Here is a 19,653-nt window from a genome sequence, read left to right as displayed (position 1 = left end):
CGGGCTCCGGACGGTGAAGGAGGCACCGAGGCCGCGCCTCCTCCGGCACCGGAACGAGCTGCGTCAGTAGTTCCGGGACGGCAGCGCGGCCGCGGCCTTGTCCTGCGGGAAGACACCCTCCTGGGTCTCGACACGGGTCGGCACGCTCTCCCCGGCAGCGACCTTCCTGGTCAGCTCCATCAGCTGGTCACCGAGCAGCGGGTTGCACTCCACCACGACGTTGATCTTGCCCTCGGTCATCGCGACGAAGGCGTCCTTGATTCCGTCCACCGAGATCACTTTGATGTCCGTCCCGGGCTTCTTGCCGGACTCCTCGATGGCCTGGATGGCGCCGAGGGCCATGTCGTCGTTGTGCGCGTAGAGGACGTCGATGTCCTTCTGGGACTTCAGGAACGCCTGCATGACTTCCTTGCCCTTGGCGCGGGTGAAGTCGCCCGACTGCGAGGCGACGATCTTGAACTTGCCGTCGGTGCGGATGACGTCGGCGAAACCGGACTTGCGGTCGTTGGCGGGTGCGGAGCCCGTGGTGCCCTGGAGCTCGACGATGTTGACCGGGCCCTGCTCGTTCGCGTATGCGCCGGTCAGCCACTCGCCCGCGGACTTGCCCTCCCTGACGAAGTCCGAGCCCAGGAAGGTCTTGTAGAGGGAGGTGTCCTTGGTGTCCACGGCGCGGTCGGTGAGGATGACCGGGATGCCTGCGTCCTTGGCCTCCTTCAACACCGTGTCCCACCCGGACTCCACGACCGGCGAGAAGGCGATGACGTCGACCTTCTGCTGGATGAAGTTGCGGATCGCCTTGATCTGGTTCTCCTGCTTCTGCTGCGCGTCGGAGAACTTGAGGGTGATCCCGGCCTTCTTCGCCGCCTCCTGGACGGACTTGGTGTTGGCGGTACGCCAGCCGCTCTCGGCGCCGACCTGGGCGAAGCCGAGCGTGATCGTGCCGTCGGCGCCCTTCTTGGCTCCCGAGGAGGAGTCGGAGGCGGGACCCGCGGTCGAGCAGGCGGTCAACGCCGAGGAGGCGAGGAGGGCGACGGTAAGGACGAGGGCTGCTCTTCGAGCCATGTCGAGTGTCCTTTCAGGGTGTACGGAAGAAGCGCCGCACGGCCGGGGCCCGGCTTGACCCACGAGGAACCCCGGTGCGCTGTCGCATTGTGAGCGCTAACAAGCAGGGTTCTCAACCCCCTTGCGCACGTTACCTGTCCGTTACCGCGTCAGGTGCGGCAACGAGGTGGGCCCCTCTTTCGCGACGTCATCGACCACTGCCCCGCCCCCGGATGAAGCACCAACCCGCGCCGCATCGACGGCAGATCCCCTCGGGCGTCCGACGTACCAGCGGACGCTGCGCCGACGACGCTCACATACGACCCGCCCAGACCTCTTGCCTATCGATATTGTGAGCGCTCACACTTTGAGGAACACCCCGGTCGACCGCCAGGATCACAGGCGGCGATTGCGCCGGCCTGGCCGCCTGCCGTCCGACGGCTCCTTCGAAAGGCACTCTGTTGACGCCACCCCCTCCCTTCGCGCCCACCCCGTATTCCGAGGAATCGGAGCAGTACACGGTCGGCGTCGACTTCGGCACGCTGTCGGGCCGCGCCGTGGTGGTGCGGGTTCGCGACGGTCAGGAGCTGGCCGCGGCGGTCCACGCCTACCGGCACGGCGTCATCGACCGGCAGCTGCCGCACGGCGGTGCGCAACTGCCTCCGGACTGGGCCCTTCAACACCCCCAGGACTGGCGGGACGTACTGCGTCGCGCCGTCCCGGAGGCCGTGGCGGCGGCCGGGGTCGACCCTGCCGCGGTGATCGGCATCGCCACCGACTTCACCGCGTGCACCGTCCTGCCCACGCTGGCCGACGGGACTCCCCTCGCCGAGACGGAGCTCGCCGGACGGCCGCACGCGTGGCCCAAGCTGTGGAAGCACCACGCCGCCCAGTCACATGCCGACCGCATCAACGAACTCGCCCACGCCCGCGGGGAGAAGTGGATGGCCCGCTACGGCGGCCGGATCTCCGCCGAATGGCAGTTCGCGAAGGCCCTGCAGGTCCTGGAGGAGGATCCTCTCGTCTACGAAACCTGCGCGCGGTGGATCGAGGCGGCCGACTGGATCGTGTGGCAGCTCACCGGAACCGAGTCCCGCAACGCCTGCACCGCCGGATACAAGGGCATCCACCAGGACGGGGCCTACCCAAGCGAGGAGTACCTGGCCGCGCTGAACCCCCGGTTCGCCGACTTCGCACGCACCCGCCTCGCATTCCCCCTCTCCGCGCTGGGCTCCCGGGTGGGCTCGCTCAGTTCCGAGGCAGCAGCTTGGACGGGGCTGCGCCCCGGCATCGCCGTGGCCGCGGGCAACGTCGACGCCCATGTCACCGCGGCGGCGGCCCAGGCCGTCGAGGACGGTCAACTGCTCGCCATCATGGGCACCTCCACCTGCCACGTCGTGAACGCTCCCCACCTCGCCGATGTCCCCGGCATCTGCGGTGTCGTCCACGGCGGGATCGTCGAGGGAACCTACGGCTACGAGGCCGGCCAGAGCGCGGTCGGCGACATCTTCGCCTGGGTACTGGACCAAGGACTCCCGCCGGACTACCTCGCCGAGGCCGCCGACCGCGGCGAGGATCTGCACACCCTGCTGACCCGGAAGGCCGCCGGCCGGCCGGTCGGCGGCCACGGACTGGTCGCCCTCGACTGGCTGAACGGCAACCGATCGGTCCTCGTCGACCACCACCTCTCCGGAGTCATCGTGGGTCTCACCCTCGCGACCCGCCCCGAGGACGTCTACCGCGCGCTGCTCGAAGCCACCGCGTTCGGCACCCGCGTCATCGTGGAGGCCCTGGAGACGGGCGGCGTACCGGTGCACGAGTTCATCGTCGCCGGCGGACTCGCCAAGAACGAACTGCTGATGCAGATCTACTCCGACGTGCTGCGCCGCCCCGTCTCCCTGGCCGCGTCCGACCAAGGCCCCGCCCTCGGGTCGGCCATCCACGCCGCCGTGGCCGCCGGCGCGCACACCGACGTGCGAACGGCCACCGCCGCCATGGGCCGCCGACTGCCTGCCGTGTACACGCCCGACGCCTCCCGGGCCGACGCCTACGACGCCCTCTTCGCCGAGTACCGGCTCCTGCACGACCACTTCGCCGCCGGTGGCCTGCTGCACCGCCTGAGGAACATCCGCGACACGACCCACACCGCGGGCTGACCCCGCCCGCTGTTCGTCACCACCTCCCACCCGCCAGCCGCCCTCACCACCGTTGGGGGACGTCACCTTCAGGAGTCCATGTGCCCAGCCGAACATCCCCCGCCCAGGACATCTGGTTCCTCACCGGCAGCCAGGGCCTGTACGGGGAGGAGACGCTGAAGCAGGTCGCCGACCAGTCGCGGCAGATCGCCGCCGCACTGGCCGACGCCTCCGGCATTCCCGCGCGCGTGGCGTGGAAGCCGGTACTGACGGACGCCGACTCCATCCGCCGGATATGCCTCGACGCGAACGCCGACGACCGGTGCATCGGGCTCATCGCCTGGATGCACACCTTCTCGCCGGCCAAGATGTGGATCGCCGGACTGAACGCGCTGCGCAAACCGTTGCTGCACCTCCACACCCAGTCGAACGTGGCCCTGCCCTGGGCCACCATCGACATGGACTTCATGAACCTCAACCAAGCCGCTCACGGTGACCGCGAGTTCGGGCACATCCAGGCCCGTCTCGGCGTACCCCGCAAGACCGTGGCGGGCCACGTCACCGATCCGGTGACGACCGCACGCGTCGCGACCTGGGCGCGGGCGGCCGCCGCACGAGCCGAACTGGCCACCCTCAAGGTCGCCCGCTTCGGCGACAACATGCGCGACGTGGCCGTCACCGAGGGCGACAAGGTCGAGGCCCAGCTGCGCTTCGGCGTCTCCGTCAACACCTACAGCGTCAACGACCTGGTGGAGGTCGTCGACAGCGCGGACGAGACCGAGGTGGCTTCCCTCGTCAAGGAGTACGAGGACCAGTACCACCTGGCGCCGGAACTGCGACCGGGAGGCGAACGGCACGACTCGCTGCGTTACGCGGCCCGCATCGAGGCCGGCCTGCGCACCTTCCTCGAAGCGGGCGGCTTCCAAGCCTTCACCACCAACTTCGAGGACCTGGGCGGACTGCGGCAGCTGCCCGGCCTCGCGGTCCAGCGGCTCATGGCCCGGGGGTACGGCTTCGGAGGAGAGGGCGACTGGAAGACCGCCGTCCTGCTGCGCGCCCTCAAGGTGGCCGCCGCCGGCCTCCCGGGCGGCACCTCCTTCATGGAGGACTACACCTACGACCTGACACCCGGCAACGAGCTCATCCTCGGCGCGCACATGCTGGAAGTCTGCCCCACCATCGCGGCCGCCAGGCCCAGCTGCGAGATCCATCCCCTGGGCATCGGCGGGCGGGAAGACCCGGTGCGCCTGGTGTTCGACGCGGCCCCCGGCCCGGCCGTGGTGGCCGGGATCGCCGACCTCGGCGATCGCTTCCGCCTGATCGCCAACGACATCGACGTGGTGGCACCCCCTCACCCGCTGCCCGCCCTGCCCGTTGCCCGCGCGGTCTGGCGGCCCCACCCCGACCTGCGGACGTCCACCGAATCCTGGCTGACGGCCGGAGGACCGCACCACACCGTCCTCAGCACCGCCCTCACGTCCGACCACCTCGACGACCTGGCGGAAATGCTCCGCCTGGAACTCGCACTCATCGACGAGACCACCACCCCGAGGCAGTTCCGGCGCGACCTCCGCTGGAATCAGGCGTACCACCGGCTGGCACTGGGACTGTGAATCAGTGGTGACCGGAGCGGCCCGCCGCGGTGATCCGAACAGACCCTTGACGACACTCTTGTGAGCGTTAACACTCAGGTATCGCCAGGCCGGAGCCGCTGCAAACCCGGACTCAGCACAGCACGACGAAACGACTCCCGGCCGGCCCCGCTCGACCGCTTCCGGTTCTCCCGGCCGGGTCGCACTGTGCCGGTCGCGGAACATCACTGGAGGAACTGTGCGGAAGCTTTCAGCCAGCCTTGTCACCCTGGGCTTGACGCTGTCGCTGGCAGCCTGCGGCCAGAGCGCCAACGGAGCAGGCGACGGCGGGGCCGGCGGGGATGCCGAAGGCGGCCTCATCGGCATCTCGATGCCGACCAAGTCGTCGGAGCGCTGGATCAACGACGGCGACAACATGGTCAAGGAGTTCCAGGCCAAGGGTTACAAGACCGATCTCCAGTACGGCGACAACGTCGTGGAGAACCAGGTCTCCCAGGTGGAGAACATGATCACCAAGGGGGCCAAGCTGCTGGTGATCGCCGCCATCGACGGTTCCTCACTCACCAACGTGCTGCAGAAGGCCGCCGACGCCCACATCCCCGTCATCTCCTACGACCGGCTGATCCGCGGCACCGGGAACGTCGACTACTACGCGACCTTCGACAACCACAAGGTCGGCGTCCTCCAGGGCAGTTACATCGTCGACAAGCTCGGCGTCAAGGACGGCAAGGGCCCCTTCAACATCGAGCTGTTCGCCGGCTCACCGGACGACAACAACGCCACGTTCTTCTACAACGGCGCGATGAGCGTCCTCAAGCCGTACATCGAGGACAAGAAGCTGGTCGTGCAGAGCGGCCAGACCTCCCTCAACCAGATAGCCACACTGCGCTGGGACGGCGGTCTCGCCCAGTCCCGGATGGACAACCTGCTGAGCAAGTCGTACACCGCCGCCCGCGTCGACGCCGTGCTCTCGCCGTACGACGGCATCTCGATCGGCATCATCTCCTCACTCAAGGGCGTCGGCTACGGCGCCGGCCGGCCACTGCCCGTCGTCACGGGCCAGGACGGCGAGCTGGCCTCGGTTAAGTCGATCATCGCGGGCGAGCAGACCCAGACCGTCTACAAGGACACCCGCCAACTGGCCAAGGCCGCAGTCCAGATGGGCGACGCACTGCTGACCGGCGGCAAGCCCGAGGTCAACGACACCGGTCAGTACGACAACGGCGTCAAGATCGTACCGGCGCAGCTGCTCCAGCCGGTCAGCGTCGACAAGGAGAACTACCAGACGGTCCTGGTGGACAGCGGCCAGTACACCGCGGACCAGCTCAAGTAGCCCACGGGGCCGGACCGACGGGTCCGGCGACGCCGAACCGGCGGTGCGGCGCCCGGGAGACCGCCCGGCACCGCACCGCCCCGACGATACGGATGCACCACCATGGCCCGACCCGTTCTCGAGATGCGGTCGATCAGCAAGACGTTTCCCGGTGTCAAGGCTCTCTCCGAGGTCAACCTGACCGTCGCCGCGGGTGAGGTGCACGCCGTCTGCGGTGAGAACGGCGCCGGCAAGTCCACCCTGATGAAGGTACTCAGCGGGGTCCACCCCCATGGCGGCTACCAGGGCGAGATCTACTTCGAGGGCGATCACTGCCGGTTCCGGGACATCCGGGCCAGCGAGCAGCGCGGCATCGTGATCATCCACCAGGAACTCGCGCTGGTGCCCTACCTGTCCATCGCCGAGAACATCTTCCTCGGCAACGAACACGCCACCCGGGGCGTCATCAGCTGGCACCGGACGCTGACCCACGCCGCCGCGCTGATGCGGCAGGTCGGACTCGACGAGAGCCCCCACACCAGGATCGCCGATCTCGGCGTGGGCAAACAGCAGTTGGTCGAGATCGCCAAGGCGCTCGCCAAGAAGGTCAAGCTGCTCATCCTGGACGAGCCGACGGCCGCCCTGAACGACGAGGACAGCCGCAAGCTGCTCGACCTGATCCTCGAACTCAAAGCCCGGGGCATTTCCTGCATCCTCATCTCGCACAAGCTGAACGAGATCGCCCGGGTCGCCGACGCCGTCACCATCCTGCGCGACGGGCGGACCATCGAGACCCTCGCGATCGGTCCCGAGGGCATTTCCGAGGAGCGGATCATCCGGGGCATGGTCGGCCGCGACCTGGAACGCCGCTACCCCGAGCGGCGGCCCTGTTCGGCACCAGGGGCGGAGATCGGCGCGGTCGCCTTCGAGATCGAGGACTGGAGCGTCCAACACCCGATCGACCACCGGCGCAAGGTGGTCGACGGCGTCTCGCTCAACGTCCGCCGAGGCGAGATCGTCGGCATCGCCGGCCTCATGGGCGCCGGCCGCACCGAACTGGCCATGAGCGTCTTCGGCCGCTCGTACGGACGGTGGACCGGCGGCCAGGTGCGGCTGCACGGCCGGGAGATCCGTACCCGGACGGTGCCGGAGGCGATCGGGCACGGCATCGCGTACGTGACCGAGGACCGCAAGCAGTTGGGCCTCAACCTCAACGACGACATCAGCCGGAACATCTCGCTGAGCGCCCTCGGCAGGGTCGCCCGGCGGGGCTGGGTCGACCGGCACGAGGAGGCCCGGACCGCCGAATCGTTTCGCCGGACCTTGAACATCAAGGCCCCCTCGGTGTTCGCGAAGACCGGCAAGCTCAGCGGCGGCAATCAGCAGAAGGTCGTGCTCAGCAAGTGGATCTTCGCCGAGCCGGAGGTGCTGATCCTCGACGAACCCACCCGGGGCATCGACGTCGGCGCCAAGGCGGAGATCTACACCGTCATCGCCGACCTCGCCGCCCAGGGCAAGACGGTCCTCGTCATCTCCTCCGAACTCCCCGAACTCGTGGGCCTGTGCGACCGGATCTACACCATGGCCGAAGGCCGGATCACCGGTGAGGTGCCCCGCGCGGAAGCCACCCAGGAATCCCTCATGCGCCTCATGACCACGAGCGCGGCATACCCCGACAAGCAGGTGTGAGGCATGGCCCAGACCAAGACCACCCCAGACACCACGCCCCGCACACCGCAGACCGGCCGACGTGCGTCGGCCGGTGCCGTCCTGGCCCGAGCGCTGCGCGGCAACCTGCGCCAGTACGGGATGCTGCTCGCGCTGGCGCTGATCGTGCTGCTTTTCCAGTTCTGGACGGACGGCATCCTGCTCCAGCCGCTCAACATCACCAATCTGATCCAGCAGAACGGTTACATCCTCATCCTGGCCATCGGCATGATGATCGTCATCATCGCCGGACACATCGACCTGTCGGTCGGGTCGCTCGCCGCCTTCGTCGGGGCGGCCGCGGCCGTGATGATGGTCGTGCACAAGGTTCCGTGGCCCGTGGCGCTGGTGGCCGCGCTGCTGATCGGGGCTCTCGCCGGTGCCTGGCAGGGGTTCTGGATCGCCTATCTCGGGATCCCCTCGTTCATCGTCACGCTGGCCGGCATGCTGCTGTTCCGCGGTGGGACCCAGATCCTCCTGCAGGGCCAGTCGGTGGCGCCGTTCCCCAAGGGCTTCCAGAACATCAGCAGCGGCTTCCTCCCCGCGGTCGGCCCCCACACCGACTACCACAACCTCACCCTGCTGCTGGGCTTCGTGGTGCTGGCCGTCGCGATCCTGCAGGAGGTGCGCGCACGGCGGCGGGCCGCCGCGTATGGGCTGGAACCGCTCCCGGCCGGGCTGTTCCTGGTGAAGCTCGGCGCGATCACCGCGGCCGTGGTGGCCTTCACGCTGCTGCTGGCCAGCTACCACGGGGTGCCGATCGTCCTGCTGATCCTCGGCGTCCTGCTGGTCGGCTTCGGATACGTGATGCGCAACTCGATCCTCGGCCGGCACACCTACGCCATCGGCGGCAACGAGGCGGCGGCGCGGCTGTCCGGGGTGAAGAGCAAGCGGGTCGTCTTCCTCGCCTTCGTGAACATGGGCGTCCTCGCGGCCCTGGCCGGGCTGGTCTTCGCCGCGCGGCTCAACGCCGGTACGCCGCAGGCCGGCATCAACTTCGAGTTGGAGGCGATCGCCGCCGCCTTCATCGGCGGCGCCTCCGCGAGCGGCGGTGTGGGAACCGTCCTCGGTGCGCTCATCGGCGGTCTGGTGCTGGGCGTGCTGAACAACGGCATGTCGCTGGTCGGCGTGGGTACCGACTACCAGCAGGTGATCAAGGGCCTGGTACTGCTGGCGGCCGTCGGCTTCGACGTCTACAACAAGCGCAAGGCGGGAGCCTGAGCTCGCCCCTCCTCGGCTGGGCGGCGCCGCCCGTACGAGGAGGGGTGCGGAGGCGGCAGCAACCGACGGACGAAGGATCCCTCTGCACGGGCCACGCCAGAACCGACGGCCGCGCGCCGCGTGGGCCGCGTTCACCTCGGTCGGCATTCCCGCCCTCCGGCTTCCTCGTCATCGCCCGGTGGAAACCGACGGCAACCTTTTCGCGTCCTGCGGCGACCAGGCAGTGCACCTCGACTCGAATCTTCGAACGGACGGACATGCAGACTGCACGGCAGGCCGCGCGGCAGCGCAGGCGTAGACACAGGCTGATGACGGGAACGACGGTGGCGCTGACCGCCGCGGGCGTCCTCGTCTGCCTGGTGACGGCCCTGCTCCCCGGCCCCAAGGACGGGGCAGGGGCCGAAGCAGGGGCCGAAGTGGCCGCCCCCGCCGGCATCCAGGCGGGAGCCACGCCCTCGGCCCCGACGAGCCCCGCGCCCCCGACCGACAGCCCGCCTGCCGCAGGAACCCCGACCGCGGCCGTCGCTACGACCACCGCGGCGCCACAGCCCTCGGCGAAGGCAACCCCCCAGGCGGCGTCCACCACGGCACCGCCGGCAGGACGCATCCAGCCCGAGACCACCTACAGGGGCGTCGCCACCGCCTACGCTGCCGGCGACGGCAACGGCGCGTGCCTGTTCGGCCCGAGCGACGACCTCATGATCGCGGCGATGAACACCACCGACTACGAGTCGTCCAGGGCGTGCGGTGCTTACGTGCGCGTCCGCGCCGCGAGCGGCGCCTCGATCACGGTCCGGATCACCAACGAATGCCCCCTGCCCTGCGCACCCGGACAACTGGACCTCAGCGAACAGGCCTTCGCGAAACTGGCCGATCCCAAGCTCGGCCGTATCCCGATCACCTGGAGCCTGCTGAGTCCCCAGACGTCCGGCGCACTCTCCATCCGGTACAAGAGCGGGTCCAGTCCCCACTGGTGCGGCATCCAGGTGATCGACCACCGGAATCCGGTCGCGCGGTTGGAGGTACGCACCACCAAGGGCTGGCGGAGACTGCCTCGTACCGAGTACAACTACTTCCTCTCCGCCGACGGCAGCGGGTGCGGCGGCGCGATGAGGATCACCGACATCCATGGAGAGCAGCTGACGGTCGACGGGACCGCGCTGCTGCCGAACGTCGTACAACCGACCCGCGTCCAGTTCGCCCCGCACTGAAACCGCACTGACACCGCAGTGTGGCCGGGTGGCGATCCGGGGTACCGCATCGGAGCGCCTTGGGTCGCACCGGGCGCTGATACGCTGCCGCCCGGATGTTAACGCACACATTTGCGGAGGGGGCGACCGACGGACATGGTTTTCGATGACGCGTCCGCGGAGTTCCACGACTTCTTCGAACGCCACTACGCCGAACTCGCCCGGTTCGCCCATCTCCTGACGGGCGGGGCGGATGGCGCCGACGATCTGGCCGCGGACGCCCTGATCGCACTCTGGCAGCGCTGGGACCGGCTGCGCCAGGCCGAGTACCCACTCGCCTACGCCCGTGGCGTGGTCGCCAACCTGGCACGGTCACGGATCCGCAGCGCGGTCCGCGAGCGCCGCCGGATCGCCCTGTTCTGGTCCCGCGGTGCGGAGCCGTTGGACGGTCCGGACGTGGCCGCCGTGGTGGACGTGCGTACCGCTCTCGCCCGGTTGCCGTTCCGCAAGCGGGCATGCGTGGTCCTGCGGCACGCCTTCGACCTGTCGGAGAAGGACACCGCTCTGGCGCTCGGAATATCGGTCGGTACGGTGAAGAGCCAGACCTCGAAGGGGATGGCCGAGCTGGAACGGATGCTGGGCAGCACAGGAGCAGCCGGGGAACTGTTGGCGGGGAGGAGGAGCCGTTGAACGAGGAGCTCACCGGGCGGCTGCGCGCAGCCGCCGAGGCTCACCAGCCCGACCGCGCCCGGATCCTGGCACGCGTGGAACGCGGCATGTCCGGCGCCCCCGCCGGCCACCGCGAGTCGTCAGGCGCGAGGCCCTGGCCCAGGGTCGCGCTCGTCTCCCTCGCCACGGCGGGCATTCTGGCGGTCGGTGGTTTCGCCGTCGCCACCATCGTCCAGTCCCCGCCGGCCCGGCCGGACGTCCCGGCCACCCCCGCCGCGCCGTCCGCGCCGCCTGCGCCCTCCGCGCCGTCCGTGCCCGGGACTCCCGACTCGACGCCGTCGGCTCCCACCACCGGCGGCCCGACCGCGCCGGACCGCTCGTCCTCGACGAGCCCCAGCCCTGCGGCGTCAGGCGGCGCGGGCCCGGCCCGGCCCGGCAGCGCGCACATCCAGGACGGGCCTCTGTCGTCGGCCGGCTCCTTGAACGCGGGCAGCAACGCCTACTGGGCGCAGAGCGACATCACCCTCAAGACCACCGAGCCGCTCACCGCACTCACCCTGGAACTGCGCATCACGCAGACCGGCGGAGTGCAGAGCACCGGCAACTGGAGGACGCTGCCCGCCGACGACTTCACCGTCACCGTGCAGCACGAGGGCGGAGCGGTGGTCTACCGCTGGATCCTCAAGCCCGGCCGTAAGGTCCCGGCCGGACAGCATGTCTTCGCCGGCCAGTACAACCACGCTGCCGGCGACCGGAACGTCGAAGACGACGGCTACCGCATCGACGCGACCGGTCCCCGCGGCGCCCTTTCGGTCCGGGGCGGCTTCACCCTGACACGATGAGACCGCGCCCGTGGCCTGGTCGAAGCCACCCAGGACTGCGGCGCGTTCGTCCAGATGTCCGGCGTACTCAAGCGCATTGATCCCGTGCCGTACAGCACGCGCCCGGGCCTCAGTCCTTCCCGAGAGTGGCCGCATGGTCGGGTACGGCGGTCTGAAGCTCCTTGGACGGCCGCTCGTAGCCCGTGGAACCGGGACGCGGGGGCAGGGTCAGCGACGGCAGGGCCACGTCCGTGTAGGGAACCGAGGACAGCAGGTGGGCGATCATGTTGAGTCTGGCGCGGCGCTTGTCGTCGCTCTCGACCACGTACCACGGGGCGTCCGTCGTGTCCGTGTGGACGAACATCTCGTCCTTGGCGCGGGAGTACGCCTCCCAGCGCGTCAGAGACTCCAGATCCATCGGAGAGAGCTTCCAGCGCCGCAACGGGTCCTCCGCACGGCGGCGGAAGCGTTCCTCCTGGACCGAGTCGCTCACGGAGAACCAGTACTTGCGGAGCAGGATCCCGTCCTCGACCAGCATGCGCTCGAAGACCGGGCACTGGCGCAGGAAGCGCTGGTGCTCAGCCGGCGTGCAGAAACCCATGACGTGTTCCACGCCCGCGCGGTTGTACCAACTGCGGTCGAACAGCACGATCTCCCCGGCGGCGGGCAGGTGCCCGACGTACCGCTGGAAGTACCACTGTGTGCGCTCCCGCTCCGTCGGAGTGGGCAGAGCCGCGATGCGCGCGACGCGGGGGTTGAGGTGTTCGGCGACGCGCTTGATCGTGCCTCCCTTGCCCGCCGCGTCACGGCCCTCGAAGACGACGACGATCCTGGCACCCTCCGCCCGCGCCCATTCCTGAAGCTTGACCAACTCCGTCTGGAGCCGCAGCAGCTCGCTCTCGTAGACCGCCTTCTTCAGACCCATGGCCGTCCCCTCCTCGTCGTCGTCCGGTGCTGCGATCAAGTCAGTCACGGCAGGCATCCGCGCGCAACGATGTCCCTCCGGGCCGGGGCGTGTCGATACGCTGGCCCCCGGACGGGGCAGGCAGACGGAGGAGAAGCGCGTGAGTGTGGGGGATTCGCTGCCTCAGGTGCCGCGGATGCGGCTCGACGAGCTGCTCGACGAACTCCAGGTACGCATCGACGCGGTGCGCGGCACCCGCGACCGGGTCCACAGTCTGCTGGAGGCCGTCGTGTCGGTCGGGCGGGAGCTGGATCTCGCCCAGGTGCTCCGCCGGATCGTGGAGGCGGCAGCCCTGCTCGTCGACGCCGACTACGGCGCGCTGGGCGTCATCGGCCCCGACGGCCGCACGCTCTCGCAGTTCCTCACGGTCGGACTCACGGAGAAGGAGATCGCCGAGATCGGCCCCCTCCCGGCCGGCCACGGACTGCTCGGTGAGGTCATCCACCACCCGGAGCCCCTGCGCCTCACGGACCTCGGCGCGCACGCCTCCTCCTACGGCTTCCCGGCTCACCATCCGCCCATGCGCACGTTCCTCGGCGTCCCGATCCGGGTCCGCGACGAAGTCTTCGGCAACCTGTACCTCACCGACAAGCGCGGCGGGATCGATTTCGACACCGAGGACGAGACGGTCATCTCCACCCTCTCCGTGGCGGCGGGCGTGGCGATCGACAACGCGCGACTCTACGAGAGCTCGCAGCGCCAGCAGCGATGGCTCAGGGCGAACGCGGAGATCACCGAGAGTCTGCTGTCCGGCAGTTCGCGCCCGGCGGTGCTGGAGCTCATCGCCCGCCGTGCGCAGGAGATCACTGCGGCGCGGCTCGCGGACATCGCCATGCCCGTGGCCGGAGCCGAGGGCCTGGTCGTCGAGTTCGCGGTCGGCGCGGACAGCGAAGCCCGGCAGGGCCTCGTCGTCCCCATCGCGGGAACGCTCTCGGGAGCCGCACACCGGACCGGCCGGTCCGTCGCGTCCCCGCACGCCTCCGACGACGACCGGTATCCCGCCGATGTCCAGGTACAGGACGGGCTGGGACCTGCCGTGGCGGTCCCGCTGGGTACCACTGCCGGAGCAAGCAGGGGTGTCCTGCTGCTCGCGCGCCCGACGGGCGGACCGGCGTTCGGCGAAGGGGAACTGGAGCCGCTCGTCGCCTTCGCCGGTCAGGCGGCGCTGGCCCTGGAGCTGGCCGAGCGGCGACGGGACGCCGAGCAGATCGCCCTGCTGGAGGAGCGCGACCGGATCGCCCGCGACCTGCACGATCTCGCCATCCAGCGGCTCTTCGCCACCGGCATGACCCTGCAGAGTGCCGCTCGCCTCATCGAACACGAGGGGGCTGCGGAGCGGGTCGGCCGTGCGGTCGACGACTTGGACGAGACAATCAAGATCATCCGGTCGACGATCTTCGGGCTCCGGACGAAGGACCGCGAGAGCGGCCCCGGCCTGCGGGCTCGCGCCGCCCGCGCCATCGGCGACGCGGCTACCGCCCTCGGACATCCGCCGCGCCTGAGCATGGAGGGCCTGCTCGATACGGACGTGCCGCCGCAGATCGCCGACCATGTCATGGCGGTGCTCGGCGAGCTCCTGAGCAACGCGGCCCGCCACGCGCAGTCGACCCGGGTCGGCGTGATCCTCAAAGCCGCACCGGGGGAGATCACGCTGACCGTCTCGGACAACGGCAGGGGCATTCCCGTGCAGGGACGCAGGAGCGGCCTGCGCAACCTCGCCGAACGGGCCAAGGGCCTGGGCGGAACTTTCACCGTCGATGCGCCCGACGAGGGAGGCAGCAGGCTCGTCTGGCGGGCGCCGCTGCCCACCGGAAGCTGACACCACGGTCACGACGCGTCCCGGGCGGCCGACGCGGGCCGCGGCGCCTCTGCCTCCAGCCTGAATCCGGTGACGAGATCGGGGCGGATGCGCAGAGCGCCGGCCATGGGCTGTGCCACCCAGGGGCGCAGAAGTTCCGCATAGCGGTCCACCTCGCCGACATCGGCCACCAGGCTCGCGTACCCGGTGACGACCACGCTCCACCCGAGGTGCGTGTCGGGGTCTATGACATCCGCTTCGTAGGCGACCACCACACCGGGAACGTCGGCGGGTGCCACGAGGGAGGCGAGCGCACCGTCGTCGTGGATCCGTACGATGATGTTCCCGTCCTCGACGAGGTGGTTGACCGGGCGGACGGCGGGCAACGCGTGCTGCGTGAAGACGATGCGTCCCAGGGACACCGTCGCCACCAGCCGGAGCGCCTCGGCCCTGTCCAGCTCCCGCATGCGACGGGCAGGCGTCGTATCACGGACCTGCTCGTCGGCGCACTGCGTGCCGTCCTGGTCCATGATGCGCACCTTCGTCGAGTATCGAATCGGCCCTTACGGCGGCCTTCTCTTCACCAGCCTCCCTCCCGACCCGATGAGGGATCCAGGGCCGAACGGTCCACATCAGGGCTCCGATCATGGGATCCCCGTCGCCTGCGGCTACGTCGAGTCGCGCCGCTTCCCTGTGCCTCATCAGTTCATCCGGTGCCTGGTGCACCCGGGAAGGTCCGGCAGGCCCTCCGGACAGGGCCGAAGGTCCCTCCTCTGAGGGCCGACCGGGCCCCCGCCAAGCCGAGTACAGGCGGATGAGGGCCGATCGGCCCTGTCCGTTCGGCCCGCCCGGGAGGCAGGATGCTGAAGTTCGTGCGCCCAGGACGAACCCGGCGAAGGAGTTGCGTCATGACGGACAGCGGTGCCCTCACCCCAACGAAGACGCCGATCACGGTCTTCCTGCTCGACGATCACGAAGTCGTGCGCCGCGGGGTGCACGACCTGCTGGACGCCGAGCCCGACTTCACCGTCGTCGGTGAGGCGGGCACGGCGGAACAGGCGCTGATCCGCATTCCCGCGCTGCGCCCCCAGGTGGCGGTGCTGGACGTGCGGCTCCAGGACGGCGACGGGGTGAGCGTGTGCCGTGAGCTGCGCTCGCGGATGCCCGAGCTGGCCTGCCTGATGCTCACGTCGTTCGACGACGAGGAGGCACTGCTGGACGCCGTGATGGCGGGGGCCTCCGGATACGTGCTGAAACAGATCTCGGGCACCGACCTGGTCACTGCCGTCCGTACCGTGGCGTCCGGCCAGTCCATGCTCGATCCCGGAGCCACGACCCGGCTCATGGCCCGGATGCGCGGAGACGTACCCAAGGAGGAGCAGGTCCCGGGCCTGCCGGGGTTCACCGACCGGGAGAAGGAGATCCTCGTCATGGTCAGCGAGGGGCTCACCAACCGGGAGATCGGCAAGCGGATGTTCCTTGCGGAGAAGACGGTGAAGAACATCATCTCGCGGCTGTTCATCAAGCTGGGTGTGGAGCGCCGCGTCCAGGCCGCCGTCATCGCCAGCCACGCGCTGACCCCGCCGAGCCGGCACCCGGCCCCGGCCGCCGAGTAGAGGACGCCGAGGCGGGTGAGCAGGGCGGGGTGCACAGCACATGCGCGCACCCCCTCCCGCACCCCCCTCCCGCTCCCCCGGCCCGATCAGGAGTGCGGGACCACCGCGACCGGGCAGGCCGAATGGTGCAGGACCGCATGGGTCACGGATCCGATGCGCATCCCCACCGACGACTCGCGGACCCTGCGGCCGACGACGAGAAGCTGCGCGTCCGACGATGCGGTCAGCAGTACGTGGCCGGCGCTGCCCCGCTCCACGTGCTCGACGACGTCCACGTCGGGGTACCTGAGCCGCCACGGCTCCAGCGCCTGCTCCAGCGCGGCCTTCTCGTACGGTTCCAGTCCGCCGAACTGGTCGGCGATCCACATCGATCCGGGGCTGTAACCGTAGACGGGGGGCAGGCTCCAGGCACGGACGGCGCGGAGCGGGACCTTGCGTGCGACGGCCGCTTCGAAGGCGATGCGCAGTACCTCGGCGGACTCCTCCACGCCGCCCTGCTGGCCCACGACGACCTCGCCCAGCTCCGGCAGGGCCACCGGCCTGCCGTGCGCGGAGCGCACCGAGACCACCGGGCACTCCGCGGCGGCGATCACCTGCCGGCCGTAGGAGCCGAGCAGAAAGCCGACCAGTGCGCCGTGCCCGCGGGTGCCCAGAACGAGCAGCTCCGCTCCCTTGGCGGCATGGAGCAGAGCCGGCACCGCCGCGTCGGAGAGGACTTCCGCGGTAACGGTGAGGCCCGGGTAGCGGTGGGTGAGCTCGCCCTCGGCTTCCCTCAGGATGGCCTCGGCGCGCCGGGCTTCGTTATCGCGGTCCTGGACGAGCGGGATGGTGAGCGGCTGCCACAACCAGGCGTGGACCACCTGGAGGGGGAGGTCGCGCCGTATGGCTTCGCGAGCGGCCCAGTCGGCCGCGGCCCGGCTTTCCGGGGATCCGTCCACTCCGACGACGAGGGTGCGCTTCACAGGTCTGTCCTCCGTACTGATGCCAGGGCATCGGGGTCTGCCGGCAGGGGAGCGGCACCGACCGGGGGAGCCGGCGCCGCTGAAACCACCTTGGCCGCGACGGTCCGAGCCGCACAGGGGCCGACAGTCCCTCCCCGAGGGCCGGTCCTCCCCTCGCGACGGGAACGGGGCGAGGGCAGAGTGTCGGCATCGGCTCAGTCGACGAACGTTCCGGACCGCCGCACGGAGGAGCGGACATGACCGCGTACCCCATTTCGGAGCTCGACGCCCACTGGCGCGCAGCCAACTACCTGGCAGTCGGCCAGATCTACCTCATGGACAACCCGCTGCTGGTCGAACCACTACGCCCGGAGCACATCAAGCCCCGGCTCCTCGGCCACTGGGGCACCTCCCCCGGGCTCAACCTCGTCCACACCCACCTGAACCACGTGATCAAGGAGCGATCCCTCGACGCCCTGTGCGTCTGGGGGCCGGGCCACGGCGGACCCGCCGTCCTCGCCAACTCCTGGCTCGAGGGCACCTACACGGAGACCTACCCCGGCATCACGCGGGACGCTGCGGGCATGGGCACGTTGTTCCGGCAGTTCTCCTTCCCGGGCGGCGTGCCGAGCCATGTCGCACCGGAAACGCCGGGCTCCATCCACGAGGGCGGCGAGCTCGGGTACGCCCTGTCCCACGCCTACGGAGCCGCCTTCGACCACCCCCGGCTGCTGGTCGCCTGCGTGATCGGCGACGGCGAGGCGGAGACGGGCCCGCTGGCCGCGTCCTGGCACTCGAACAAGTTCCTCGACCCGGTCCACGACGGCGCCGTCCTGCCGATCCTCCACCTGAACGGCTACAAGATCGCGAACCCGACGGTGCTGTCCCGGATCCCCGAGGCAGAGCTCGACGCCCTGCTGCGCGGCTACGGCCACGAGCCCCTTTATGTCACGGGCAGCGACCCCGCCCTCGTGCACCGGGCCATGGCCCGCACGATGGAGCACGCCCTGGACCGCATCGCCCTCATCCAGCGGGAGGCCCGGACCGGCGGCACCGATCCCGGCCGGGAATACCCGCGCTGGCCGATGATCGTCCTGCGCACCCCCAAGGGGTGGACCGGCCCGGCGACCGTCGACGGCGACCCCGTGGAGGGCACCTGGCGGGCCCATCAGGTGCCGCTCGCCGGCGTGCGCGAGAATCCCGCGCACCTGAGGCAACTGGAGGACTGGCTGCGCTCGTACCGGCCGGAGGAACTCTTCGACGCCGACGGCCGCCCCGCTCCGCAGGTCCTCGCCCGTGTCCCCGAGGGTGATCGCCGCCTGGGCGCCGTCCCGTACGCGAACGGCGGCCGGCTGGTGCGGCCGCTGCCGATGCCGCCGCTCGACACCTACGCCGTTCCCGTCGACAAGCCGGGCAGCACCCTCCACGAACCGACCCGCGTCCTGGGGCGCTTCCTCACCCGCATCATGCACGACACCGCCGAGCGGCGGGACTTCAGGGTCGTCGGACCGGACGAGACCGCATCGAACCGTCTCGACGACCTGTACGAGGCCACCGGCAAGGCCTGGCAGGGCCTCACGGAGGCCACCGACCGGAACCTGTCCCGGGACGGCCGGGTCATGGAGATCCTTTCCGAACACGTCTGCCAGGGCTGGCTGGAGGGGTACCTCCTGACCGGCCGCCACGGTGTCTTCTCCACCTACGAAGCCTTCGCCCACATCGTCGACTCCATGGTCGGCCAGCACATCAAGTGGCTGAAGACCTCCCGCGAACTGTCCTGGCGGGCTCCGATCGCCTCCCTCAACTACCTGCTCACCTCGCACGTCTGGCGCCAGGACAACAACGGCTTCTCCCATCAGGACCCCGGCTTCGTCGACCACGTGCTCAACAAGAGTCCCGAAGTCGTGCGGGTCTACCTGCCGCCGGACGCCAACACCCTCCTCGCCGTGGCCGATCACGCCCTGCGCAGCCGCGATCAGGTCAACGTGATCGTCGCCGGCAAACAGCCCTGCTTCGACTGGCTGCCCATCGCCGATGCCCGCACCCACGTGACCCGCGGCGCCGGTGTGTGGGGGTGGGCGGGAACCGACGACGGGACCCGCGAACCGGACGTCGTACTCGCCTGCGCCGGCGACGTACCCACCATGGAGGTGCTCGCCGCCGCGGCCCTGCTGCGCGAGCACCTCCCCACGCTGGCCGTCCGGGTCGTCAACGTCGTCGACATCGCCCGGCTGATGCCCAATGAGGAACACCCGCACGGCATGACGGGCACCGAGTACGACGCGCTCTTCACCACCGACCGGCCGGTGATCTTCGCGTACCACGGCTATCCGTGGTTGATCCACCGCCTGGCCTACCGCCGCACAGGCCACCCGAACCTGCATGTGCGCGGGTACAAGGAGTCCGGCACGACGACCACCCCCTTCGACATGGTCGTGCGCAACGACATGGACCGCTACCGGCTCGTCATGGACGTCGTCGACCGCGTCCCCCGCCTCGCCGGCCGGGCCGAGGGGCTGCGCCAGGCCATGGCCGACCAGCGCATCCGCCACCACGATTGGATTCGCGAGCACGGAACGGACCTGCCGGAGATCGCCCACTGGGCCTGGCCGTACTGAGCCGCCCGGCCGGCGGCTGACGCCCGCC

At 69.9% G+C, this 19,653-nt stretch carries 15 protein-coding genes; 11 read left to right on the top strand and 4 right to left on the bottom strand.

Annotated features, from left to right (window positions below):
* Positions 1-63: 63 nt before the first annotated feature.
* Entirely contained in the window at positions 64-1,062 is a 999-nt protein-coding gene (locus ACWGIF_RS01065; RefSeq protein WP_453489035.1) for an ABC transporter substrate-binding protein, read from the bottom strand.
* 437 nt (positions 1,063-1,499) lie between these two features.
* Here ACWGIF_RS01065 and araB point away from each other — a divergent pair, with 437 nt between their 5' ends.
* The 8 genes from araB to ACWGIF_RS01025 all read left to right on the top strand — a co-directional run bounded on the left by araB (position 1,500) and on the right by ACWGIF_RS01025 (position 11,709).
* Positions 1,500-3,197, top strand: coding sequence for a ribulokinase (gene araB / locus ACWGIF_RS01060; RefSeq protein ID WP_453489155.1), 1,698 nt, complete (start codon positions 1,500-1,502; stop codon positions 3,195-3,197).
* An 80-nt stretch (positions 3,198-3,277) separates the two neighbouring features.
* Positions 3,278-4,789, top strand: a complete 1,512-nt coding sequence (gene araA, locus ACWGIF_RS01055; RefSeq protein WP_453489032.1) for an L-arabinose isomerase — start codon at positions 3,278-3,280, stop codon at positions 4,787-4,789.
* A 217-nt stretch (positions 4,790-5,006) separates the two neighbouring features.
* Positions 5,007-6,101, top strand: a complete 1,095-nt coding sequence (chvE, locus tag ACWGIF_RS01050; RefSeq protein ID WP_453489029.1) for a multiple monosaccharide ABC transporter substrate-binding protein — start codon at positions 5,007-5,009, stop codon at positions 6,099-6,101.
* A 102-nt stretch (positions 6,102-6,203) separates the two neighbouring features.
* Positions 6,204-7,769 carry a multiple monosaccharide ABC transporter ATP-binding protein gene (gene mmsA / locus ACWGIF_RS01045; protein ID WP_453489026.1) on the top strand — a complete coding sequence of 522 codons (1,566 nt, stop codon included), beginning with the start codon at positions 6,204-6,206 and terminating at the stop codon, positions 7,767-7,769.
* A 3-nt stretch (positions 7,770-7,772) separates the two neighbouring features.
* Entirely contained in the window at positions 7,773-9,008 is a 1,236-nt protein-coding gene (gene mmsB / locus ACWGIF_RS01040; protein ID WP_453489023.1) for a multiple monosaccharide ABC transporter permease, read from the top strand.
* A gap of 308 nt (positions 9,009-9,316) precedes the next feature.
* Positions 9,317-10,219, top strand: a complete 903-nt coding sequence (locus ACWGIF_RS01035; protein ID WP_453489020.1) for an expansin EXLX1 family cellulose-binding protein — start codon at positions 9,317-9,319, stop codon at positions 10,217-10,219.
* Positions 10,220-10,354: 135 nt separating this feature from the next.
* Positions 10,355-10,888, top strand: coding sequence for a SigE family RNA polymerase sigma factor (locus ACWGIF_RS01030; protein ID WP_453489017.1), 534 nt, complete (start codon positions 10,355-10,357; stop codon positions 10,886-10,888).
* Complete coding sequence (locus ACWGIF_RS01025) at positions 10,885-11,709, top strand: hypothetical protein (RefSeq protein WP_453489014.1); 825 nt, start codon at positions 10,885-10,887, stop codon at positions 11,707-11,709. The genes ACWGIF_RS01030 and ACWGIF_RS01025 overlap by 4 nt, the downstream gene beginning before the upstream one ends.
* A gap of 109 nt (positions 11,710-11,818) precedes the next feature.
* Here ACWGIF_RS01025 and ppk2 read toward each other — a convergent pair whose 3' ends face one another.
* Positions 11,819-12,613 (bottom strand): polyphosphate kinase 2, encoded by a 795-nt coding sequence (ppk2, locus tag ACWGIF_RS01020; protein WP_453489153.1) that lies wholly within the window; start codon positions 12,611-12,613, stop codon positions 11,819-11,821.
* Positions 12,614-12,788: 175 nt separating this feature from the next.
* On the opposite strand from ppk2, the gene ACWGIF_RS01015 reads away from it, so the two are divergent.
* Complete coding sequence (locus ACWGIF_RS01015; RefSeq protein ID WP_453489150.1) at positions 12,789-14,471, top strand: GAF domain-containing protein; 1,683 nt, start codon at positions 12,789-12,791, stop codon at positions 14,469-14,471.
* Positions 14,472-14,479: 8 nt separating this feature from the next.
* Here ACWGIF_RS01015 and ACWGIF_RS01010 read toward each other — a convergent pair whose 3' ends face one another.
* Positions 14,480-14,980 (bottom strand): pyridoxamine 5'-phosphate oxidase family protein, encoded by a 501-nt coding sequence (locus ACWGIF_RS01010; RefSeq protein WP_453489011.1) that lies wholly within the window; start codon positions 14,978-14,980, stop codon positions 14,480-14,482.
* A gap of 378 nt (positions 14,981-15,358) precedes the next feature.
* On the opposite strand from ACWGIF_RS01010, the gene ACWGIF_RS01005 reads away from it, so the two are divergent.
* Positions 15,359-16,066, top strand: coding sequence for a response regulator (locus tag ACWGIF_RS01005; protein WP_453489008.1), 708 nt, complete (start codon positions 15,359-15,361; stop codon positions 16,064-16,066).
* 86 nt (positions 16,067-16,152) lie between these two features.
* On the opposite strand, the gene ACWGIF_RS01000 is transcribed toward ACWGIF_RS01005, so the two are convergent.
* Positions 16,153-17,028, bottom strand: coding sequence for a universal stress protein (locus ACWGIF_RS01000; RefSeq protein WP_453489005.1), 876 nt, complete (start codon positions 17,026-17,028; stop codon positions 16,153-16,155).
* 236 nt (positions 17,029-17,264) lie between these two features.
* Between ACWGIF_RS01000 and ACWGIF_RS00995 the strand changes: the two genes are divergently transcribed.
* Positions 17,265-19,625: a phosphoketolase family protein gene (locus ACWGIF_RS00995; RefSeq protein ID WP_453489002.1), complete on the top strand. Its 2,361-nt coding sequence runs from the start codon at positions 17,265-17,267 to the stop codon at positions 19,623-19,625.
* Positions 19,626-19,653: the final 28 nt, after the last annotated feature.

Source organism: Streptomyces sp. NPDC054849 (assembly GCF_053610945.1).
The sequence above is the reverse complement of the archived record's forward strand: the minus strand, read 5'-3'. Positions and strand labels throughout refer to the sequence as shown.

Excerpts from the sequence above, each read along its gene's own strand:
- ACWGIF_RS01065 (WP_453489035.1), bottom strand. The coding sequence starts at position 1,062 with ATGGCTCGAAGAGCAGCCCTCGTCCTTACCGTCGCCCTCCTCGCCTCC.
- ACWGIF_RS01035 (WP_453489020.1), top strand. The coding sequence starts at position 9,317 with ATGACGGGAACGACGGTGGCGCTGACCGCCGCGGGCGTCCTCGTCTGC.
- mmsA (WP_453489026.1), top strand. The coding sequence starts at position 6,204 with ATGGCCCGACCCGTTCTCGAGATGCGGTCGATCAGCAAGACGTTTCCC.
- ACWGIF_RS01030 (WP_453489017.1), top strand. The coding sequence starts at position 10,355 with ATGGTTTTCGATGACGCGTCCGCGGAGTTCCACGACTTCTTCGAACGC.
- mmsB (WP_453489023.1), top strand. The coding sequence starts at position 7,773 with ATGGCCCAGACCAAGACCACCCCAGACACCACGCCCCGCACACCGCAG.
- ppk2 (WP_453489153.1), bottom strand. The coding sequence starts at position 12,613 with ATGGGTCTGAAGAAGGCGGTCTACGAGAGCGAGCTGCTGCGGCTCCAG.
- ACWGIF_RS01005 (WP_453489008.1), top strand. The coding sequence starts at position 15,359 with ATGACGGACAGCGGTGCCCTCACCCCAACGAAGACGCCGATCACGGTC.
- ACWGIF_RS01015 (WP_453489150.1), top strand. The coding sequence starts at position 12,789 with ATGCGGCTCGACGAGCTGCTCGACGAACTCCAGGTACGCATCGACGCG.
- ACWGIF_RS01010 (WP_453489011.1), bottom strand. The coding sequence starts at position 14,980 with ATGGACCAGGACGGCACGCAGTGCGCCGACGAGCAGGTCCGTGATACG.
- ACWGIF_RS00995 (WP_453489002.1), top strand. The coding sequence starts at position 17,265 with ATGACCGCGTACCCCATTTCGGAGCTCGACGCCCACTGGCGCGCAGCC.